The 18,100-nt window shown below is 73.3% G+C and carries 17 protein-coding genes; 7 read left to right on the forward strand and 10 right to left on the reverse strand.

Features of this window, described 5'->3' with window-relative positions:
• Positions 1–32: 32 nt before the first annotated feature.
• Positions 33–542, reverse strand: a complete 510-nt coding sequence (locus tag ACQ1X7_RS00295) for a DUF6328 family protein (RefSeq protein WP_432476146.1) — start codon at positions 540–542, stop codon at positions 33–35.
• Between the two features lie 205 nt (positions 543–747).
• The gene (locus tag ACQ1X7_RS00300; protein ID WP_432476147.1) at positions 748–1,446 is read right to left on the reverse strand and encodes a GAF and ANTAR domain-containing protein; all 699 of its coding nucleotides are present in this window, start codon (positions 1,444–1,446) and stop codon (positions 748–750) included.
• 249 nt (positions 1,447–1,695) lie between these two features.
• On the opposite strand from ACQ1X7_RS00300, the gene ACQ1X7_RS00305 reads away from it, so the two are divergent.
• A complete protein-coding gene (locus tag ACQ1X7_RS00305; protein WP_432476148.1) occupies positions 1,696–2,754 on the forward strand; it encodes an NAD-dependent epimerase/dehydratase family protein in 1,059 nt (352 codons plus the stop codon).
• Between the two features lie 18 nt (positions 2,755–2,772).
• Positions 2,773–3,957, forward strand: coding sequence for an alcohol dehydrogenase catalytic domain-containing protein (locus tag ACQ1X7_RS00310; protein WP_432476149.1), 1,185 nt, complete (start codon positions 2,773–2,775; stop codon positions 3,955–3,957).
• 28 nt (positions 3,958–3,985) lie between these two features.
• On the opposite strand, the gene ACQ1X7_RS00315 is transcribed toward ACQ1X7_RS00310, so the two are convergent.
• The 5 genes from ACQ1X7_RS00315 to ACQ1X7_RS00335 are packed head-to-tail and all read right to left on the reverse strand — an operon-like array spanning position 3,986 to position 8,715.
• Entirely contained in the window at positions 3,986–4,810 is an 825-nt protein-coding gene (locus tag ACQ1X7_RS00315; protein WP_432476150.1) for a class II fructose-bisphosphate aldolase, read from the reverse strand.
• Positions 4,811–4,830: 20 nt separating this feature from the next.
• The gene (locus tag ACQ1X7_RS00320) at positions 4,831–5,769 is read right to left on the reverse strand and encodes a 1-phosphofructokinase family hexose kinase (protein WP_432476151.1); all 939 of its coding nucleotides are present in this window, start codon (positions 5,767–5,769) and stop codon (positions 4,831–4,833) included.
• Positions 5,757–6,908, reverse strand: a complete 1,152-nt coding sequence (locus tag ACQ1X7_RS00325) for an N-acetylglucosamine-6-phosphate deacetylase (RefSeq protein ID WP_432476152.1) — start codon at positions 6,906–6,908, stop codon at positions 5,757–5,759. Before ACQ1X7_RS00325 ends, ACQ1X7_RS00320 begins: the two co-directional genes overlap by 13 nt.
• Positions 6,905–7,804, reverse strand: coding sequence for an ROK family protein (locus ACQ1X7_RS00330; RefSeq protein ID WP_432476153.1), 900 nt, complete (start codon positions 7,802–7,804; stop codon positions 6,905–6,907). Before ACQ1X7_RS00330 ends, ACQ1X7_RS00325 begins: the two co-directional genes overlap by 4 nt.
• The gene (locus ACQ1X7_RS00335; RefSeq protein WP_432476154.1) at positions 7,801–8,715 is read right to left on the reverse strand and encodes an SIS domain-containing protein; all 915 of its coding nucleotides are present in this window, start codon (positions 8,713–8,715) and stop codon (positions 7,801–7,803) included. Before ACQ1X7_RS00335 ends, ACQ1X7_RS00330 begins: the two co-directional genes overlap by 4 nt.
• Positions 8,716–8,794: 79 nt before the next feature.
• On the opposite strand from ACQ1X7_RS00335, the gene ACQ1X7_RS00340 reads away from it, so the two are divergent.
• From ACQ1X7_RS00340 to ACQ1X7_RS00360, 5 genes are all read left to right on the forward strand, one after another.
• On the forward strand, positions 8,795–10,747 hold the full coding sequence (locus ACQ1X7_RS00340) for a DUF5107 domain-containing protein (protein ID WP_432476155.1): 1,953 nt from the start codon (positions 8,795–8,797) through the stop codon (positions 10,745–10,747).
• 100 nt (positions 10,748–10,847) lie between these two features.
• The gene (ngcE, locus tag ACQ1X7_RS00345; RefSeq protein WP_432476156.1) at positions 10,848–12,266 is read left to right on the forward strand and encodes an N-acetylglucosamine/diacetylchitobiose ABC transporter substrate-binding protein; all 1,419 of its coding nucleotides are present in this window, start codon (positions 10,848–10,850) and stop codon (positions 12,264–12,266) included.
• Between the two features lie 24 nt (positions 12,267–12,290).
• On the forward strand, positions 12,291–13,202 hold the full coding sequence (locus ACQ1X7_RS00350; protein ID WP_432476157.1) for a carbohydrate ABC transporter permease: 912 nt from the start codon (positions 12,291–12,293) through the stop codon (positions 13,200–13,202).
• Positions 13,203–13,215: 13 nt separating this feature from the next.
• On the forward strand, positions 13,216–14,121 hold the full coding sequence (locus ACQ1X7_RS00355; RefSeq protein WP_432476158.1) for a carbohydrate ABC transporter permease: 906 nt from the start codon (positions 13,216–13,218) through the stop codon (positions 14,119–14,121).
• 46 nt (positions 14,122–14,167) lie between these two features.
• Positions 14,168–14,953, forward strand: a complete 786-nt coding sequence (locus ACQ1X7_RS00360; protein ID WP_432476159.1) for a DeoR/GlpR family DNA-binding transcription regulator — start codon at positions 14,168–14,170, stop codon at positions 14,951–14,953.
• A 148-nt stretch (positions 14,954–15,101) separates the two neighbouring features.
• Here the strand turns inward: ACQ1X7_RS00360 and ACQ1X7_RS00365 are convergent, their stop codons facing one another.
• The 3 genes from ACQ1X7_RS00365 to ACQ1X7_RS00375 are packed head-to-tail and all read right to left on the reverse strand — an operon-like array spanning position 15,102 to position 18,097.
• On the reverse strand, positions 15,102–16,058 hold the full coding sequence (locus ACQ1X7_RS00365; RefSeq protein WP_432476160.1) for an NAD(P)-dependent alcohol dehydrogenase: 957 nt from the start codon (positions 16,056–16,058) through the stop codon (positions 15,102–15,104).
• A complete protein-coding gene (locus ACQ1X7_RS00370; protein ID WP_432476161.1) occupies positions 16,055–16,807 on the reverse strand; it encodes a hypothetical protein in 753 nt (250 codons plus the stop codon). Before ACQ1X7_RS00370 ends, ACQ1X7_RS00365 begins: the two co-directional genes overlap by 4 nt.
• Before the next feature lie 51 nt (positions 16,808–16,858).
• Entirely contained in the window at positions 16,859–18,097 is a 1,239-nt protein-coding gene (locus tag ACQ1X7_RS00375) for a patatin-like phospholipase family protein (RefSeq protein WP_432476162.1), read from the reverse strand.
• Between the last annotated feature and the right edge of the window lie 3 nt (positions 18,098–18,100).

Genomic DNA, 18,100 nt, shown 5'->3' on the forward strand with positions numbered 1-18,100 from the left:
CCACGGGTCGGCGACCTGGTTCCGGTCCCCGGTCAGTCGGGCAAGTCTTGGCGCGCCGCGACGAGCGGGATCACGAGCAGCAGGACGGTCAGCACCACGGTCGCACTCGCGGCCACCACCAGGGCAGGCGTCCACCCGAGGGTGACGCTGAAGATCAGGGTCGTGATGCCGACGATGATCGCGGCCAGCAGGGCGATCAGCACCTGGGTCAGCAGGTGTCCCGTCGCCACCACCCGGTCCTTGACGTGCTGCCGGAAGACCCGACGGTGGACACCGATCGGCACGAGGGTCACCCCCACCGCAAGGGCGGACACGACGACGATCGCCAGGTACAGCCGCACCTGCCAGGCGTCCAGCTCTCCGAACCGGAAGCTGAACGGCAGGGTGAGGAGGAAGCCGGCCAGGAGCTGGACGCCGGTCTGGACGACGCGCAGCTCCTGGAGCATGTCCAGCCAGTTCCGGTCGAGCCGTTCGGCCTCGGTCTCGTCGCGCTCGTACATCGCCGTGCTCCGTTCCTGCGGTCGCGTGCTGCCACCGCTCATGTTCCCAACGCCGGGTCGATGAAGACGTCGCGCACGGACGGGAGGAGGAACGCAGCGGGCGGTCGATGCCGTCGGCGCCCAGCTCCAGGGCGTCCCCGCCGCGGGGGGACGGCTCCGACTCCACGCGAGCCGGAGCAGGATCTCGTCGGTGCCCGACTGCATCGTGAGCTCCGGGAGCACGTCGCGGATCCTGTCGCTGCCGGCGTCAGTCCATGGTGTACCTCGTGTCGGTGGAGCTGACGAGCTCGGCGGCGACGTCGCGGAGCTTGACGTTCCCGGTCTGCGAGGTGCGGACCAGGAAGCCGAACGCCCGGTGCGCGTCGAGCTGGTACCGCTCCATGAGGATCCCGGTCGCCTGGCCGATCACCTGACGTGACGCGATGGCGTCGTTGAGCTCACGCTCGGCACGGAACCGGCCCAGCGCCAAGGCTGCATGGGTGGCGAAGAGCTCGGCCAGCGGTACCGCGTCGTCGTCGATGGTGGCCGAACCGGTGGAGTACAGGTTGAGCCCACCCAACGAGTCCCCGTCCTCGTAGAGGCCGACCGCCAGCTGGGCGCGGAGACCGCGTTCGGCGGCCTGCGGGATGTAGCGCGGCCACCGCTGCGCGTGGTGGGCGTTCTCGACCAGGAGCACCCCCTGCTCGACGATCGACTCGTAGCACGGTCCCTCCTTGAGCCCGTACTGGAGGGCGTCGAGGTCCCAGACCAGCTGGTCGGTGCCGGCGCGGGTCTCGATCGTGCCGTCGCGATGGGTGATGGACACCCCGACGTGGTCGAAGCCCGGGACGGTGTGCCGCGCGGCGTGGGCGATCGCCGCCAGGGTCTCGTCGGCGTCCATGGGGGTGTGGAGCAGCCGCGCGACCTCGGTGATCGCCTCGGAGATGCGGGTGGAGTCGGCGTCCACGAGTGCTCCTGCCGCTGTGCGCTCTGCTGACACCGCGGTGACCGCGCACAACGAAGCACACCGAGGTGGACGGCCACCGGAGGGCACCGCCGGTGACCGTGGGACCGGCTCAGACTTTACGCCGTCGGACGGAGGCGGCAAGGACGGCACCGGTCGCCCCCGACCGACCAGCCTCTCGTCGCCATGGGTGTGTGCTGGTGGCGGGACCCGGGCCGGTTTGGCGAGCGTCGGGTCGGGTACGGCGGCGACATGCGGATCGCGATCACGGGGGCCACCGGCAACGTCGGGACGGCGCTGCTGCGTCGACTCACGACGTCGCAGGAGCACGAGCTGGTGGGGCTGGCCCGCCGGCTCCCCGAGGGCGATGACGGCGGCGTCGAGTGGGTGGCCGTCGACCTCACCGGCGGCGACGACTCCGTCCTGCGCGAGGCGTTCCGTGGTGCCGATGCCGTCGTCCACCTGGCGTGGGGCTTCCAGCCCTCGCACGACACCGAGTACCTGGCGAGGCTGGGCGTCGGTGGCACCCGTCGGGTGCTGGTGGCGGCAACGGCGACGGGAGTGCCACACCTGGTCCACATGTCCTCCGTGGGTGCCTACTCCCCCGGGCCGGCCGTCGAGCCGGTGGACGAGTCGTGGCCCACCGAGGGCGTGGCCGGGTCGCCGTACAGCCGGCACAAGGTGCGCGCGGAGCGACTCCTCGACGCCTACGAGCGCGACGACGGCCCGGTGACGATCACGAGGCTGCGGCCCGGCCTGATCGGACAGCGGGGTGCGGCTGGGGCGCTGCTGCGCTACGCCGTACCGGGGTTCGTGCCCGCGCGGGCGTTGGGACTGCTTCCCGCCATCCCGCTCGATCGCAGGCTGCGCGTCCCGATGGTGCACGCGGACGACGTGGCGGCCGCCATCGAGCTGGCGCTCCGGCGACGGCTGGGCGGTGCGTTCAACCTCGCCGCCGAGCCGCCGGTGACGGCCGTGACCATCGCCGATGCCCTCGGGGCCAGGTGCGTGCACGTCCCGGCGTCAGTTCTGCGACGGGCCGCGTCCCTCGCCTGGAGGGTGCGGCTGCAGCAGGTCGACCCGGGATGGCTCGACCTCGCGATGCAGGTGCCGCTGCTCGACACGACCCGGGCGCGGAACGAGCTGGGATGGGCTCCCGAGGTGCCCGCCGACGCGGTCCTGCGGGAGACGGTGGCCGGCCTGGTGCGCGCCGAGGCCACCGGAACGCCCGTGCTGCGACCACGGACCGCCTCGGGGCGGCTGGCGGACCTGGTCCGCCGCGGCCCCGTCGGCAACCGACGTACCCCCTGACGACCACGAAGGAGAGAAATGCGAGCACTGACCTGGCAAGGAATCGACGACGTGCGGGTGGAGACCGTGCCCGACCCGGTGATCGAGGAGCCGACCGACGCGATCGTCCGGATGACCACCACGGGCCTGTGTGGATCGGACCTGCACCTCTACGAGGTGCTCGGGCCCTTCATGACCGAGGGGGACATCCTGGGCCACGAGCCGATGGGGATCGTGGAGGAGGTGGGCAGCGGGGTCACGAACCTGCGGCCGGGTGACCGCGTGGTGGTGCCGTTCCAGATCGCGTGTGGTGACTGCTTCATGTGCGGCCACGGACTGCCGACGCAGTGCGAGACCACCCAGGTGCGCGAGCACGGCATGGGGGCTGCCCTCTACGGCTACACCAAGCTCTACGGGCAGGTGCCGGGCGCGCAGGCGGAGTACCTGCGCGTGCCCCGTGCGGACGCCAACCCGATCACGGTGCCGGACGGCCCGCCGGACGACCGGTTCGTCTATCTCTCCGACGTGCTGCCCACCGCGTGGCAGGCGGTCGAGTACGCCGCGGTGCCGGACGGCGGCACCGTCGCCGTCCTCGGGGTCGGCCCGATCGGCGACATGGCGAGCCGGATCGCGGCCCACCGCGGCCACCGGGTGATCGCGGTCGACCCCCAGCAGGACCGGCTCGACCGGGTGAAGGTCTTCGGAGCCGAGACCGTGTGCGTGGGCGAGGTCGACGGTGACGGCGTCGGCGAGGTCATCCGCGACCTCACCGACGGGCGGGGTGCGGACTCGGTGATCGACGCGGTCGGGATGGAGGCGCACGGTTCGCCGGTGGCCCGGGCGGCGCAGAAGGTCGTCGGCAAGCTGCCCGACGCCGTCGCCGCCCCGATGACGAGGGCGGTGGGCGTGGACCGCCTGGCCGCCTTCAGCACCGCCATCGACGGGGTGCGCCGCGGCGGCACCATCTCCGTCGTCGGGGTCTACGGTGGGGCAGCGGACCCGGTGCCGATGCTCACGATGTTCGACAAGCAGCTCCAGCTGCGGATGGGCCAGGCCAACGTGCGCCGATGGGTCGACGACATCATGCCGCTGCTCACCGACGACGACCCGCTCGGCGTCGACACGTTCGCCACGCACCGGCTCCCCCTGGAGATGGCGCCGCACGCCTACGCCGACTTCCAGCAGAAGAAGGAGGGCGTCTGCAAGGTCGTCTTCCAGCCCTGAGCGGCGCCGTCGGCGGTGGCCGCCGGACTCAGTACGACGTCGGGGCGAGCAGGGTCAGCAGCCGCGCGACCTCGTCGGCGACGGCGTCCCGGCCCGGGCCGAGGTAGCGGCGCGGGTCCACCAGGTCGGGGTCGGCGAGCGCCCGGCGCACCGCCGCCGCCATCACCTTGTTGAGCTGGGTCGCGACGTTGATCTTGCGCATCCCGTGGGAGACCGCACGGCAGAGCCCGTCGTCGGGGACGCCGGAGGATCCGTGCAGCACCAGGGGCACCGGGACCGCGGCGGCGATCTCGGCGATCAGCCCGTCGTCGAGCACCGCGTCGCGGGTCAGCATCGCGTGCGAGGAGCCGACGGCGACGGCCAGCGCGTCGACCCCCGTCTCCGCGACGTACGACGCGGCCTCGTCGGGCCGGGTCCGGACCCCGGCTGCGTGGACCCCGTCCTTGCCGCCGACCTCGCCGAGCTCGGCCTCGACCCAGACCCCGGCGGCGTGCGCTCGTTCGACCACCGATCGGGTGGCGGCGACGTTGTCGTCGTGGGTCAGCGCCGAGGCGTCGTACATCAGGGACGGGAGGCCGAGGTCGAGGGCCTGCGCAACCAGGTCGGTCCGCGTCACGTGGTCGAGGTGCACGACCACGTCCACCGACGCCGTGTCGGCCACCGCGAGGCAGGCGCGCGCCAGCGGGGCGAGCGCGCCGTGGTAGTCGACGGTGTTCTCCGAGAGCTGGAGCACCACCGGGCGGCGGGCCCGCTCGGCCCCCGCGACGATCCCCTCGGCGTGCTCGAGCTGGATCACGTTGAACGCGCCGATGCCGGCGCCCGCGGACTCGGCGCGACGGACGAGGTCGGCCATGGTGGAACCCGCGGGGCCGGTCACGGCGCGTCCTCGTCGAGCGCGTGGGCGGTCGTGCGGACGCGGTGGTGCTGGAACCGCGGGACGTCGACCACGCCCGCGACGGGCGCGGTGACCGCGGTCGCGGCGAGGGCGACCGCGTCCTGGGCGATCCGGGCGGGTGCGTCACCGGCCGTCACACCGCGAGCGATCGCGGCGGTCGCCGCGTCCCCGGCGCCGGTGGGGTTGCCGGCGACGCCGCGAACACCGGGCACCACCCAGCAGCCGTCGGGAGCTGCCACCACGATCCCCTCGGCGCCCCGGGTCGCGAACACGGCGCCGACCCCGCGGCCGACGAGGGTCCGGGCAGCAGCGACGACCTCGGACGTGGTCCCCGACGGGCCACACAGGTCGGCGAGCTCCTCGGCGTTCGGGGCGAGCACGACGCCCGGGACCTCCGCGGCGGCGCGCAGGGCGGCTCCGGACACGTCGAGCACGCTGCGGACGCCGCGGTCGTGCGCCCGTCGGGCGAGGGTGGCGGGCAGTGACGGGTCGACCCCGGGCGGCAGGCTCCCCGACACCACGACGCACCCAGCCCCGGGCAGCAGGCCTTCCACCCGGTCGCACAGGTCCCGCTCGGCGGCGGGGGTGTCGACCGGGGCCGAGCCGGGCTCCCAGAAGGACGTGGTGCGCTCACCGTCGAAGACGGTCACCGTGCTCCGGACCGACGGCAGCGACTCGACGAACGCCGACCGGACGCCGAGCCGCTCGACGTCCGCGGCGAACCCGGGGCCGGCCAGGCCGGAGGCGACCACCGGCTCGCCCAGGCGGGCGAGCACGGCAGCGACGTTGACGCCCTTGCCGCCCGCCCGGCGTCGCGCGGTCGCGACCCGGTGCACGCGACCCGGGTCGAGGCCGTCGGTCGCGTAGCTGACGTCGTACGCCGGGTTCGGCGTGACGGTGACGATCAGCCCACCCATGCGCCGCCCCGCATCACCCGGTCGACCCGCCAGTCCTCGGTCAGGGCCACGACGTCGGCGCGGAGCCCGGTGGCGAGCACACCCCGGTCGGAGAGGCCGAGCAGGGCCGCGGGAGTGGCGGTGGCGGCGGCCACCGCCGCGACCGGGTCGACGCCCGCCAGGGTGACGCACCGACGGACCAGGTCGCCGACGTGGGAGGTCCCGCCGGCGATGGAGCCCGAGGCGATCCGGGCGACTCCCTCGGTGACCGTGACGTCGAGCGACCCGAGCGTGAAGGCGCCGTCGGGCAGGCCGGCCGCGGCCATCGCGTCGCTGACCAGGACGACGTGCCCGCCGGGGTCGACGTCGAAGACCAGGGTCGCGGTCTCGTCGGCCACGTGCACGCCGTCGGCGATCAGCTCGACCGTGGCGGCGCCGCGGGCCAGGGCCGCCAGTGCCGCCCCCGGCGTGCCCGGCTCGCGGTGGTGGAAGGGCGCCATGCCGTTGAAGAGGTGGGTCACGACCGGGGTACGGCGGGCGCCAAGTGCTGCGGCGAAGTCGGTGGCCGCGGCGTCGGTGTGGCCGAGCGCCGCCACCACGCCGGCGTCCTCCAGCAGCGCGGCGACGGCGTCGGAGCCGGCGAGCTCGGGCGCGAGCGTGACCATCCGGACGGTGCCGCGGCCGGCGGCCAGCCAGGTCCTGACCGCCTCGGGGTCGGGGTCGGCCAGGGCCGCCGGGTCGTGGGCGCCGCACCGGGCCGGGCTCAGGAAGGGCCCCTCGAGGTGGCTGCCGACGATCGTGGTGGCGTCGGCCTCCACCACCTGCGCGATCGCGGCGACCTGCACGGTGATCGTGTCGGGCGGGGCGCTCACCAGGCTGGCGAGCAGGGTCGTCGTGCCGTGGCCGAGGTGGTGCGCCGCGACAGCCTCGATCGAGGCATGGTCGGTGGACGTGACGACGTGGCCACCCCCGCCGTGGCAGTGCAGGTCGACGTAGCCGGGCACCAGCAGCCCGGCCGGCTCCGGGGGCGCGCCCTCCCAGCCCCTGCGCGGTCCGACGTACCCGAGGGTGTGGCCGCGCACCTCGACGACGGCGTCCTCGACGATCCCGGTGGCGGTCACCACGGTGCCGGCGAGCACCGGTCCGGACGTGGCCTTCATGTCTCCGCCCTCCAGCCGTCCAGCGCCAGCAGGGCAGCGCCGACGACGCCGGCCCGGGCGCCGTGCCGAGCCGTGGCCAGCGGTGGCGCGGGGACCACCCGGGCCCGTTCGGCCAGCGCGTCCCGCAGCGGGTCGAGCAGCCGGTCCCCGGCCTGTCCGAGGCCGCCGCCGATCACCACCAGACCCGGCCCGAAGAGCAGCGCGACCGTGGTCAGGCCGTCGGCGAGCGCGTCGACGGCCTCGGTCCACGCCATCCGGGCGGCCTCGTCGTCGGCCAGCCGGTCGAGCACGTCGCGAGCACCCGCTGCGGGCCGTCCGCTGAGGGCGGTGTACCGACGCGCGATCGCGGACGCGGAGGCGACGGCCTCCAGGCAGCCGTCGCCGCCGCAGCCGCACGTGGTCCCCGGCCGGACCGCGACGTGGCCGAGCTCGGCGGTGGCGCCGCCGTCGCGGGACTGCAGCTTCCCGTCGGAGAGCAGCGCGGCCGCGATCCCCGTCCCGATCGACACGAACACCTGGTCGGCCACGCCCCGGCCGGCGCCGGTGCGGTGCTCGGCGACCCCGCCGGAGGCGACGTCGTTCCCGAGCCGGACCGGGAGGCCCCAGGCCTCGCCCAGCGGACGGGCCAGCTCGAGGTCGCGCCACCCGATGTTCGCGCTGTACGTCGCCACCCCGGCCGCCGGGTCGACCACTCCCGGCACCACGACCCCGGCCGCGGCGACCGGCCGGCCGCCGGCGTCGCCCAGCAGGGTGCGGCCGACCTCGGCGATCGCGTCGCGTGCGTGCGGGTCCCGCTGGGTCGGTGCGGTGCGGGCGGCGAGCACGGTCCCGTCGGCGTCGACCAGCTCGCCCTTGACGCTCGTCCCGCCCACGTCGATGGCGAGGGCGAGGGTCATGGCTCCAGAATGATGGATCGCGTCAGGTTGCGGGGCTGGTCGGCGTCCAGGTCGCGGTCGGCGGCCCGCAGCACGCACAGCCGGTGCACCTTGACCAGCTCGGCGAGCGGGTCGAGCCCGGAGTGCAGGAACGTCGCACCGGTCGCGGCGACGTCGCGGGCGAAGTGGGGCACCAGCGGACCGAGGGCCCACACGGCCCGGCCGGGCGAGGCCAGCGAGATCGGACCGTGGCGGTACTCGGTCTGCTGCCAGCTGTCGGTCCAGGACTGGGTGGACTCCTTGAGCTTCAGCGCCGCCTCCTCAGCGAGGCCGAAGGCGTCGCCCTGGCCGACGAAGCTGATCTGCTCGGCCGCACGCACCGGGTCGAACCAGTCGTCGTCGAGCTCGAGGACGGCGCGCGCCTGCTCGGAGGCCTGGGTCAGGTCGTGGCCGAGGTGCCAGCGGAGCAGGGCGATCGCGGTCGTGGCGGTGCGGGACTGGACGACCGACCGCTCGTCGGCGAAGGCCAGCGAGCACACCTCGCCGAGCCGGGCGGCGGGCGAGTCGGGGTCGGCGGTGATGACCGTGACCGGCACCCGGCCGTCGAGCCGCTCGAGGGCGTGCACGACCTCGGTCGTCGTCCCGGACCTGCTGATCGCGACCACGCGGTCGTACGGACGGTCGAGCACGGCGTCGCCGGCCGGCCAGGCGTCGGTCTCGCCGAGCCCCGCCGTCTCGCGCGTCGCGGCGACGGAGTGGGAGACGTAGAGCGAGCTGCCGCAGCCGATGAAGGCCACCCGCTCGCCGGGCTGGGGGAGCACGTCGGCGTACTCGTGGGCGAGGTCGCGTGCGGTCATCCAGTCCTCGGGCTGCGTCGTCAGCTCGGACGCGAGGTGGGTGCCGGGACCGGAGACCACGTTCGTCGAGTTCACGCGGGGGAGTCTAGGCAGCCGTGATCGAAAGTGGCAACACGCTTGACTCTACGATCAGAAACGCGCAAGTGTCGGGGCCATGGTGACCGCTGATCCCCACCCGGCACGCGCGATCCGGACCACCGTCGAGCTCGCGGCCGCGTCGCTCGGTGAGCCGAGCCCGCTGCCCCGGCTGACCCCGTTGCGGACCCTGCCGCGCACCGACATGGGGGACGGCGTCCCCGACGACCTGCAGGAGCGGGCGCGGTTCGGCCGGCTCGCCTCGCCGCTGCCCTACCGGGTGCTGTCCGGCTACGACCGGGTGCCGGTGCCCCGCCGGTTCGACGCGATCGAGCTCGACAACGGCCTGCTGCGGGCGCTGGTGCTGCCCGGGCTCGGCGGCCGGGTCTGGTCGCTGCACGACCACGGGCGCGACCGGGAGCTGCTGTTCGTGAACCCGGTGGTGCAGTACGCGAACTTCGCGCTGACCGACGCGTGGGTCGCCGGTGGCATCGAGTGGAACCTCGGCTCCACCGGTCACAGCACCACCACGAGCCGGCCCATGCATGCGGGCGTGCTCCGGCGCGGCGACGGCGACGTGGTGAGGTTGTGGGAGTGGGAGCGGACCCGCGACCTGGTGCTCCAGATCGACCTCTCGCTGCCGGAGGGGTCCGACCGGCTCTACGCCTCGACGCGCGTCGTCAACCCCGACCCGGAGGACAAGCCCCTCTACTGGTGGACCACCATCGCCGTGCCCGAGACCGAGGGCACCCGGGTGCTGGCCGGCGCGGACTCCGCGTGGCGCACCGACTACGCCGGCGTGCTGTCGCGGGTCTCGCTGCCCCACCCGGACGGGCCGTCGTACGACGCGAGCCGCGCGCTCTCCTCCACCCGGGTGGCCGACTACTTCTACGACGTCGGCGAGCAGACCGGACGCCACCTGGTGTCGACCGAGGCCGACGGCCGCGGGTTCGCGCAGTCCTCCACCGAGGCGCTGCGCGGGCGCAAGCTGTTCGTCTGGGGCAACGGCGTCGGTGGCAGCCGCTGGCAGGAGTGGCTGTGCGGACCCACCGCGCGCTACCTCGAGATCCAGGCCGGCTACTGCCCGACCCAGCTGGAGCACGACGTGATCCGCGGCCACGACGAGGTCTCCTGGACCGAGGCGTTCGGGGCGGTCGACCTCGACCCGGACGTCGTGGCGGGACCGTACGACGCGGCCTGCGACGCGGCCCGTACGGCGACCCACGCGGCCGCGCCCCCCGGGCCGCTCGAGGAGCGCCACCTGGGCTGGCTCGGCGAGGTGGCCGATGCGCCGGTGGACGAGGTGCTGGCGGTGGGGGACGGCTGGGGCCGGACCGAGGAGCTGCTCCGCGGCGGGTCGGGTGCCACCCCCGCGCGGCCGTTCCCGACGGTCGACGACGACAGCACCCCCGCCCGCGCACTGGTCGAGGGCGACCGCGCGACCTTCGAGCGGACCGCCGACCGGTTGCCGGTCCCACCCGTCTCCGACCGCTGGCGAGCGGTCCTGGGGACCGAGGACGACCACTGGTGGCTCGACCACGCGCGCGCAGTCCAGGCCCAGCTGCGGGGCGAGCGCGACCGGGCGCGGGCGGCGTACCGGCTCAGTGTCGAGGCGCACCCGACGGCGGTCGCGCTCCGGGGCCTCGGCGTGCTGGCCGGCGACGAGGGCGACGTCGACGAGGCGGTGTCGTGCTACGCGCAGGCCCGGGAGCTGGACCCGTCGTGCCGACAGCTGGCCACCGAGCAGCTCCAGGTCCTGCTCGACGCCGGCCGGCCCGACGACTGCCTCGCCGTCGTCGACACCCTGCCCGACTCCGTCCGCAGCCACGGCCGGACCCGGCTGCAGGAGGCGCAGGCACACGCCGACGTCGGGGACGCCGGAGCCGCCGACGCGTTGCTGCAGGACCTGGTGGTCGAGGACCTGGCCGAGGGCGAGACGGTCATCAGCGACCTGTGGGCGCAGCTGCACCCGCACGAGCCGGTCCCGGAGCACCTCGACTACCGGATGTTCGTCGCCGAGGAGCCGCGCTGACTGATCGAACCTGCTCGTATTGCCTCTTGATCTTGCAACTCCGCACATCCTAGGCTCGGCCCACAGGCCCGCAGGCCCACTCTGTCTCGAGGAGAGTCCCATGCCCCACCCGGTCCCCCAGTCCCGACGCATCTTCCTGCAGCGCGCAGGTGTCGCGGCCGTCGCGGTCGCCGGCGGCAGCTCGCTGCTCACCGCGTGCGCCTCCTCCGGCGGCGGCTCGTCCTCTGAGAACCAGGGCGAGAAGAGCGCGGACAACCCCTTCGGCGTGGTGGCGTCCGCACCGCTGTCGGTCGTGATCTTCGACGGCGGGTACGGCGACGACTACGCCAAGTTCCACGAGTCGCTCTACAGCGACCGGTTCGCCGAGGCCGACATCAGCCACAAGGCGATCACCGACATCCGCCAGCAGATGCAGCCCCTGTTCAACGCAGGCACGCCGCCGGACGTCCTGGACAACGCGGGTGCCGAGGCGATGCCGATCTCCACCCTGGCCGACACCGGCCAGCTCGCCGACCTCAGCGACCTGTACGCCGCTGACGCGATCGGCTTCGACGGCATGACGGTCGAGGAGACCCTCAACCCGGTCGCCATCGAGTCCGGCCAGTACGACGACACCCCGCTGGTGCTCAACTACGCGCTGCAGGTCTACGGCCTCTGGTACGACGCTGCGCTGTTCGACGAGAAGGGCTGGGAGCCGGCGGAGACCTGGGACGACTTCCTCGCGCTCTGCGAGGAGATCAAGGGTGCCGGGATGGCCCCGCTCGCCCACCAGGGCAAGTACCCCTACTACATCGAGCAGCTGCTCTGGGACCTCGCGGTCAAGCACGGCGGCCCCGAGGTCGCGTACGCGATCGACTCCCTCGAGCCCGGGGCCTGGGAGAACGAGTCGATGAAGGCGGCGGCCGGAGCCATCGAGGAGCTCAAGGCCAAGGGCTACATGCTCGAAGGCACCGAGGGCCTCGACCACATCCAGTCCCAGACCCGCTGGAACGAGCACAAGGCCGCGTTCATCACCTGCGGGTCGTGGCTGGAGAACGAGCAGAAGGAGGTGGCGCCGGGGGGCTTCGAGACCACCGTGTCGCCTACCCCGCTGCTGCCCGGCGCGGCGCTCCCGTTCGACTGTGGCCGGGTCGAGGCGGCCGAGGCGTTCATCGTCCCGGCGAAGGCCGAGAACGTGCCCGGTGGCCTGGAGTACATGCGGATGATGCTGTCCAAGGAGGGCGCCGCGGAGTTCACCAAGCTCACGGCCGCCCCGACCGTGGTCAACGGCGCCACCGAGGGTCTGGACCTCACGCCGGGGGCCGCGTCGTCGATCGCGCTGATCGAGAGCGGCGGCGACGACAACTGGAACTACTACTACAACAAGTGGTACACGCCGATGGAGCCCAAGATCGGCTCCGCCGTCGCCGAGCTGGCCGCCGGTCGGATCGACGCCGACGAGTTCTGCAGCCGCGCCCAGGCGGCTGCCGACGAGACGGCCGAGGACCCGAACACGGTCAAGCGGACCCGCTCGGCCTGACCCGGCGCACGAGAGGGGCTGGGGATGAGGCACGGCAAGGGACGGTTCATCGTGGGCTTCCTCGCCCCGGGACTGGTCCTGTACGTCGTCTTCGTCCTCTCCCCGTTCGTGCAGGCCTTCCACTACTCGTTGACCGACTGGACCGGCGTCACGCCCGAGTTCAGCTACATCGGGCTGGACAACTTCCGTCGGCTGCTCGACGACTCGCTGTTCCTCGCCGCGATGCGCAACAACATCGTGCTGCTGGTGGTGGTCCCGCTGGCGACGGTGTTCCTCGCGCTGCTCTACGCCTTCCTGCTCAACGTCGGGGGCAGCGCGTCGAGCGCAGGCGTCAAGGGGATCCGCGGCAACGGGTTCTACAAGCTGACCTTCTTCATGCCGCAGGTGCTGTCGATCCCCGTGATCGCGGTGATCTGGTCGGTGATCCTGGAGCCGACGAGCAACGGCCTGGTCAACTCGGTGCTGGGACTGGTCGGGATCGGTCCGTCGGGGTTCCTGTCCGACCCCGACCTCGCGCTGTGGTGCGTCATGTGGGTGCTGGTCTGGGGCAGCGTCGGGTTCTACCTGGTGCTGTTCAACGCCGCGATCAGCTCGGTGCCGCGGGAGATCTTCGAGGCCGCGGTGATCGACGGGGCCGGCCGGCTGTCGACGTTCGTCCGGGTCACCCTGCCGCTGCTCTGGGACACCGTACAGACCGCGTGGGTCTACCTCGCGATCCTGGCGCTCGACGTCTACGCGCTGGTGGCCGTGATGACGGCCGGCCCCGGTGGCCCCGACAACTCGACCCAGGTGATGTCGCTGCAGATCGCCCAGAACGGCTTCCAGTTCGGCCGGGCCGGCTACGCCTCGGCGATGGGCGTGGTGCTGTTCGTCCTGACCTTGGTGATCGCGGCGTTCATGCTGCGGATCTCGCGCCGTGACCGAGTCGAGTTCTGAGCAGGAGACGACGATGACCACCACGTCCCCGCCGGACCTGCAGCCGGGCGAGGCCTCGCGCCCGCCGACCTCCCACGGCCCGCAGCTGCGGCAGGGGTCCGGCGACACCGCGGCGTCCCTGACCGCCCACGCCGTGCTGCTGCTGTGGTCGCTGCTCGTGATCGTGCCGTTCCTGTGGGCGCTGCTGGCGTCGGTCAAGGACTCGCGCGAGATCTTCGGTGACCCGTGGTCGCTGCCCGAGACCTGGCGGTGGTCCAACTTCAGCGCGGCCTGGGAGCGCGGCGGCGTCGGCGACTACCTGCTCAACAGCGTGATCGTGGTGACCGGCGGCGTGGTGCTCACGATGCTGCTCGGCTCGATGGTCGCCTACGTGCTCGCCCGCTACGAGTTCCGCGGCAACCGGCTGATCTTCTACCTGTTCGCGGCGGGCATGATGTTCCCGGTCTTCCTCGCGATCGTGCCGCTGTTCTTCGTGGTGCAGAGCCTCGGCATGCTCTCGACCTACCACGGCCTGATCCTCGTGTACGTTGCCTACTCGCTGCCGTTCACGGTGTTCTTCATGCACGCGTTCTTCCGGACCCTGCCGACCTCGATCGCGGAGGCCGCGATCATGGACGGCTGCTCCCACACCCAGGTGTTCTTCCGGGTGATGCTCCCGATGGCGAAGCCCGGGCTGCTCAGCATCGGCATCTTCAACGTGCTCGGGCAGTGGAACCAGTTCGTGCTGCCGTCGTTCCTGTCGCCGGAGAAGCCGGTGCTGGCCCAGGGGATCGCGACCCTGCTGGCCCAGCAGCGCTACGAGGGCAGCTGGGGCATCCTGTTCGCGGCGCTGGCGATCGCGATGGTGCCGGTCGTCATCGTCTACCTGATTTTCTACCGCCAGATCCAGGCCGGCCTGACGGCGGGCACCCTCAAGTAGGCCGGACCACGAGACGATGGCCCGTACCCCGGACCGAGGAGCCGCCGTGTCCCGCCACTCCCGACTCGACACGATCCTCGAGCTGCTCTCCCAGCACGGCAAGCTCGACGTCGAGGAGCTGGTGCAGGCGCTCGGCGTGTCCGCCGCGACCGTGCGGCGCGACCTCGACCGGCTGGCCGACCAGCAGCTGCTCACCCGGACCCACGGCGGCGCCGTCCCGACCGCGGCGTCCTACGACCTCCCGCTGCGCTACAAGGCGACCCGCTTCGCCGACGCCAAGCTCCGCATCGCCCGGGCGGGTGCCGAGATGGTGCAGGCGGGTCAGGTGGTCGGCTTCAACGGCGGTACCACCACGACCGAGGTCGCCAGGGCGCTGGCCCGCCGGGCCGAGCTGGGGGGCGACGGCGACCGGCCGCTGACGGTGGTCACCAACGCCCTCAACATCGCCACCGAGCTCGCCGTACGCCGCCACATCAAGATCGTCGCCCTCGGCGGCGTGGCCCGGCCGCAGTCCTACGAGCTGATCGGCCCGCTGGCCGACGCGTCGCTCACCCAGATCAACCTCGACCTCGTCTTCCTGGGCGTCGACGCCTTCGACCTCGAGCACGGCGCCACCGCCTCCCACGAGGGCGAGGCGAGCGTGAACCGGCAGCTGGCCGCGCGCGCCCGCCGCGTCGTCGTCGTGGCCGACCACTCCAAGCTGGGGAAGTCGGCGTTCGCGCGGATCTGCGACGCCGACCAGGTGGACGCGCTGCTCACCGACGCCCCACCCGACCCCGCGACCGCCGCGGCCCTGGCCGCGCGGGACGTGGAGGTCGTGGTCGCCGACTGACACCTGCGGGAGCCCTGAGTGGGACACCGTGTCCCGGATCCGGCAGGTCGTGGCCGGCCCGTGGTGGAACGCGGTGTTCCACCACCCTCGGTCTGGGCCACCCCGGTTCCGGAACGGCCTGTTCCACTCACTGCGATGGCGGTGTCGCTCAGGCGACCTCGACGACCACCTTGCCCAGGGCGCGGCCCTCGCCGACGTGCGCGAGGGCCGCGGGGACCTGGTCGAGCGGGAACGTCCGGTCGATGTGGATGGCGACCTCGCCGGCGACGCACAGGTCGGCCAGCTCCGCGAAGTGGGCCGGTCCCTCCTTGACCAGCAGGACGCCGAGCGAGCGACCGGTGAGGGCGCCCGCGACCACGCCGACCGTCACGATCTCGAGCAGCGTGCGGACGTTCCCGCCGACGCAGCGGTAGGTGCCCCCCGGTGCGAGCGCGCGCCGGTACGCGAAGGGCGAGCGGTACGCGACCAGGTCGAGCACGAGGTCGTACGGCGGCCGGACCCGCGTGAAGTCCTGCTCGGCGTGGTCGAGGACCTCGTGCGCACCGAGTGACCGCATGAAGTCCTGCTTGCGGGCGTGGTCCACGCCGGTGACCTGTGCACCGGCCCGAACGGCGAGCTGGACCGCGAACGACCCGGAGCCGCCTCCCGCGCCGTTGACCAGCACCCGCGCTCCGGGGACCGCCCAGCGGGTGCCCTGCACGGCGATCGCCCCGGCCTGCGGCAGGGTCGACGCCTGGGCGAACGACAGCTCCGGCGGCTTCGTGGCCAGTGCGGCCTCCGCTGCGACGGCGTACTCGGCGAACCCGCCCATCAGCGCCAGGTTGTCGCCGTAGACCTCGTCGCCCGGTCGGAACCGGGTCACGCCGTCCCCGACCTCGTCGACCACTCCCGCGATGTCCGAGCCGAGCACGTGGCGGCGCGGGGCCCGCAGCCCGCCCAGCCGGGCGTAGCCGGGCGACCCGGTCAGACCCTCCCAGTCGCTGAGGTTGACCGACGTCGCCACCACCCGGACCCGCACCTGTCCCTGGGCCGGCGAGGGGACCGGGAGGTCGGCGAGCCGCATCACCTCGGGAGGTCCGTAGCGCTCGCGGACGACCGCCTTCACGCCGGACGCCCGTCGTCGGCGTGCCCCGGCGCACCCGGGAGGCGGATGTCGAGGTCCTTCAGCCGGTCGCGGCGGGCGAGCGCGGTGACGAGGAGCTGCAGGTCCGCGGTGTCCGGCAGGTCGTCGGCGCCGTCGTGGTGGCGGAGCTGCCCGACGAGCGGCTGCACGTACTCGTACCACCACGCGCTCGCCAGGTCGAAGGGCGTCACGAACGGGGTGCCGGCCGTCGCCTGGCGACGGTAGGCCCAGGCCAGGGCGGCGTCGGCGAGTCGCGACCAGTCGGCGGGTTCGTCCAGCCAGATCGACCGGCGTACGTCGTCGGGCAGCGGGATCTCGTCGAGGAAGCGTCGCTGCGCGGCCAGGGTGTCGAGGTGGCTGAGCTGGAGGCAGCAGCGGGCGAAGGCGACGGTGCACACGTGGCGCACGCGCGCCGGGATGCTCGCCCAGTTGCGCTCGCGTGCGACGGCGATGCGGTGGTGGCCGTCCAGCACGAAGTAGACCTCGCCGAGTCGCACCAGCTCCACCGCCGGCGGGTAGCTGCCGCGGTCGAAGAGCTCCCGGACGTGGCGGTGCCGGTCGGTGGTGCGCCGGGGTCGGAAGTCGCGGTCGAAGTCCTGGGACCGGGCGGCGCTGCCGATGATGGAGGCGACCGGGACCTCGTCGCCGTACGTGCCGAGGTGGCCCTCGTCGCCGAGCGCCGCGAGCGCGTCCGAGAGGGGGACCAGCGGCTCGGCCGACCGGAACCTCATGTGGTGGGCAACCACTGCGACGGCGGCGGCATTCCGGTGAGGAGGGCCGGATCAGGACGGGTCGGAGAGCGGCACCAGGTCGGTCCGCCACAGCCCCGGGTTGTCCGCGAGCCACTGCTCGGCGTCGCGCCGGCCGAGGTCTGCGGCCGCCACGAAGAAGTCGGGGTCGAAGAGCAGGTAGGACAGCAGCTCGCCCTGGAGGGGGCTGTCGCTCCCGAGCAGCCGGTGGACCAGCTGCAGGTCCGGGTCGAGCAGCGACCGCCGGAGGCCGTGGTTGGCGCGGAACACCTCCATCGCCAGCTCGGCGAGGTCGGTCCCCGTGTGCGGCGCCACGGCGACGTACGGCGTCACGCGGAACGGCGGCCGGCCGATCTCCGCACGGTGCCGGTTCAGGTGGGGGGCGACCTCGTCGTCGGCAGCGAAGCTGTTGACCGACGCCAGCCGCCGCAGGTCGTGCCGCAGCGGGTCGTCCATCACGGCGCCGAGCAGGGTGGCACCGCCGTCGCCGAGGTCGACCGCGGCCTGGTCCTGCGCGGGGTCGGGGTCGGTGGCGTGCAGGGCGCCGGTCCCGACGACCACGACCCGGTCGGCCCCCAGCTCCAGAGCCGGCGCCAGCGGCACCCGTCGGCGCGTGGCGCCGTCGACGTACCACCCGGCCGCCGACTCGGGCTCGGACACCTTCACCGACGGGAACAGCACCGGGATCGCCGCTGACGCCATCAGGTGGTCGACCCCGAGGCGGGTCTCGGCATAGCAGCGGTGGTGCTCCCGCGGCGGGTTCGGCAGGTCGCCGTACGACGCCGTCGCCTCGGCGAACATCGTGACCCAGCCGGTGCGGACCGACGTCGCGGTGACCGCCGCGACCTCGACCAGGCCCTCCTCCACGTTGCGGTGGAGCCGGTCCCAGTCGATCGAGCGGTCCAGGGTCCTAGCGAGCGGTCGGGTTCCGACCAGCCCGCGCAGCCGGAAGCGGGACGCGCCGACGGTCTCCGAGGCGTAGCGCGCCAGCACCGTCGGCGCCTGCCGCCACAGCGGCTGCATGACGTTCTTCTTGGTCGCACCCTGGAGAACCCCCATCAGCCGGTCCGCCTGCTCCTCGGGGCCGAGGTGTGCGGTGGCCGCGAGCGCTCCCGCGATCAGTGCGCCGGCGCTGGTGCCGACCAGCAGGGTCGGACGTGGACCGCGGGCAGCGATCGCGGGAAGCAGCACCTGCAGGGCGCCGACCTGGTAGGCCGACCGGGCGCCGCCGGCGTCGAGGACGAGGGCCACGCGTTCGCGGGAGCTGCTCATCCG

Source organism: Nocardioides sp. GXQ0305, assembly GCF_050880345.1.
Taxonomy (GTDB): domain Bacteria; phylum Actinomycetota; class Actinomycetes; order Propionibacteriales; family Nocardioidaceae; genus Nocardioides.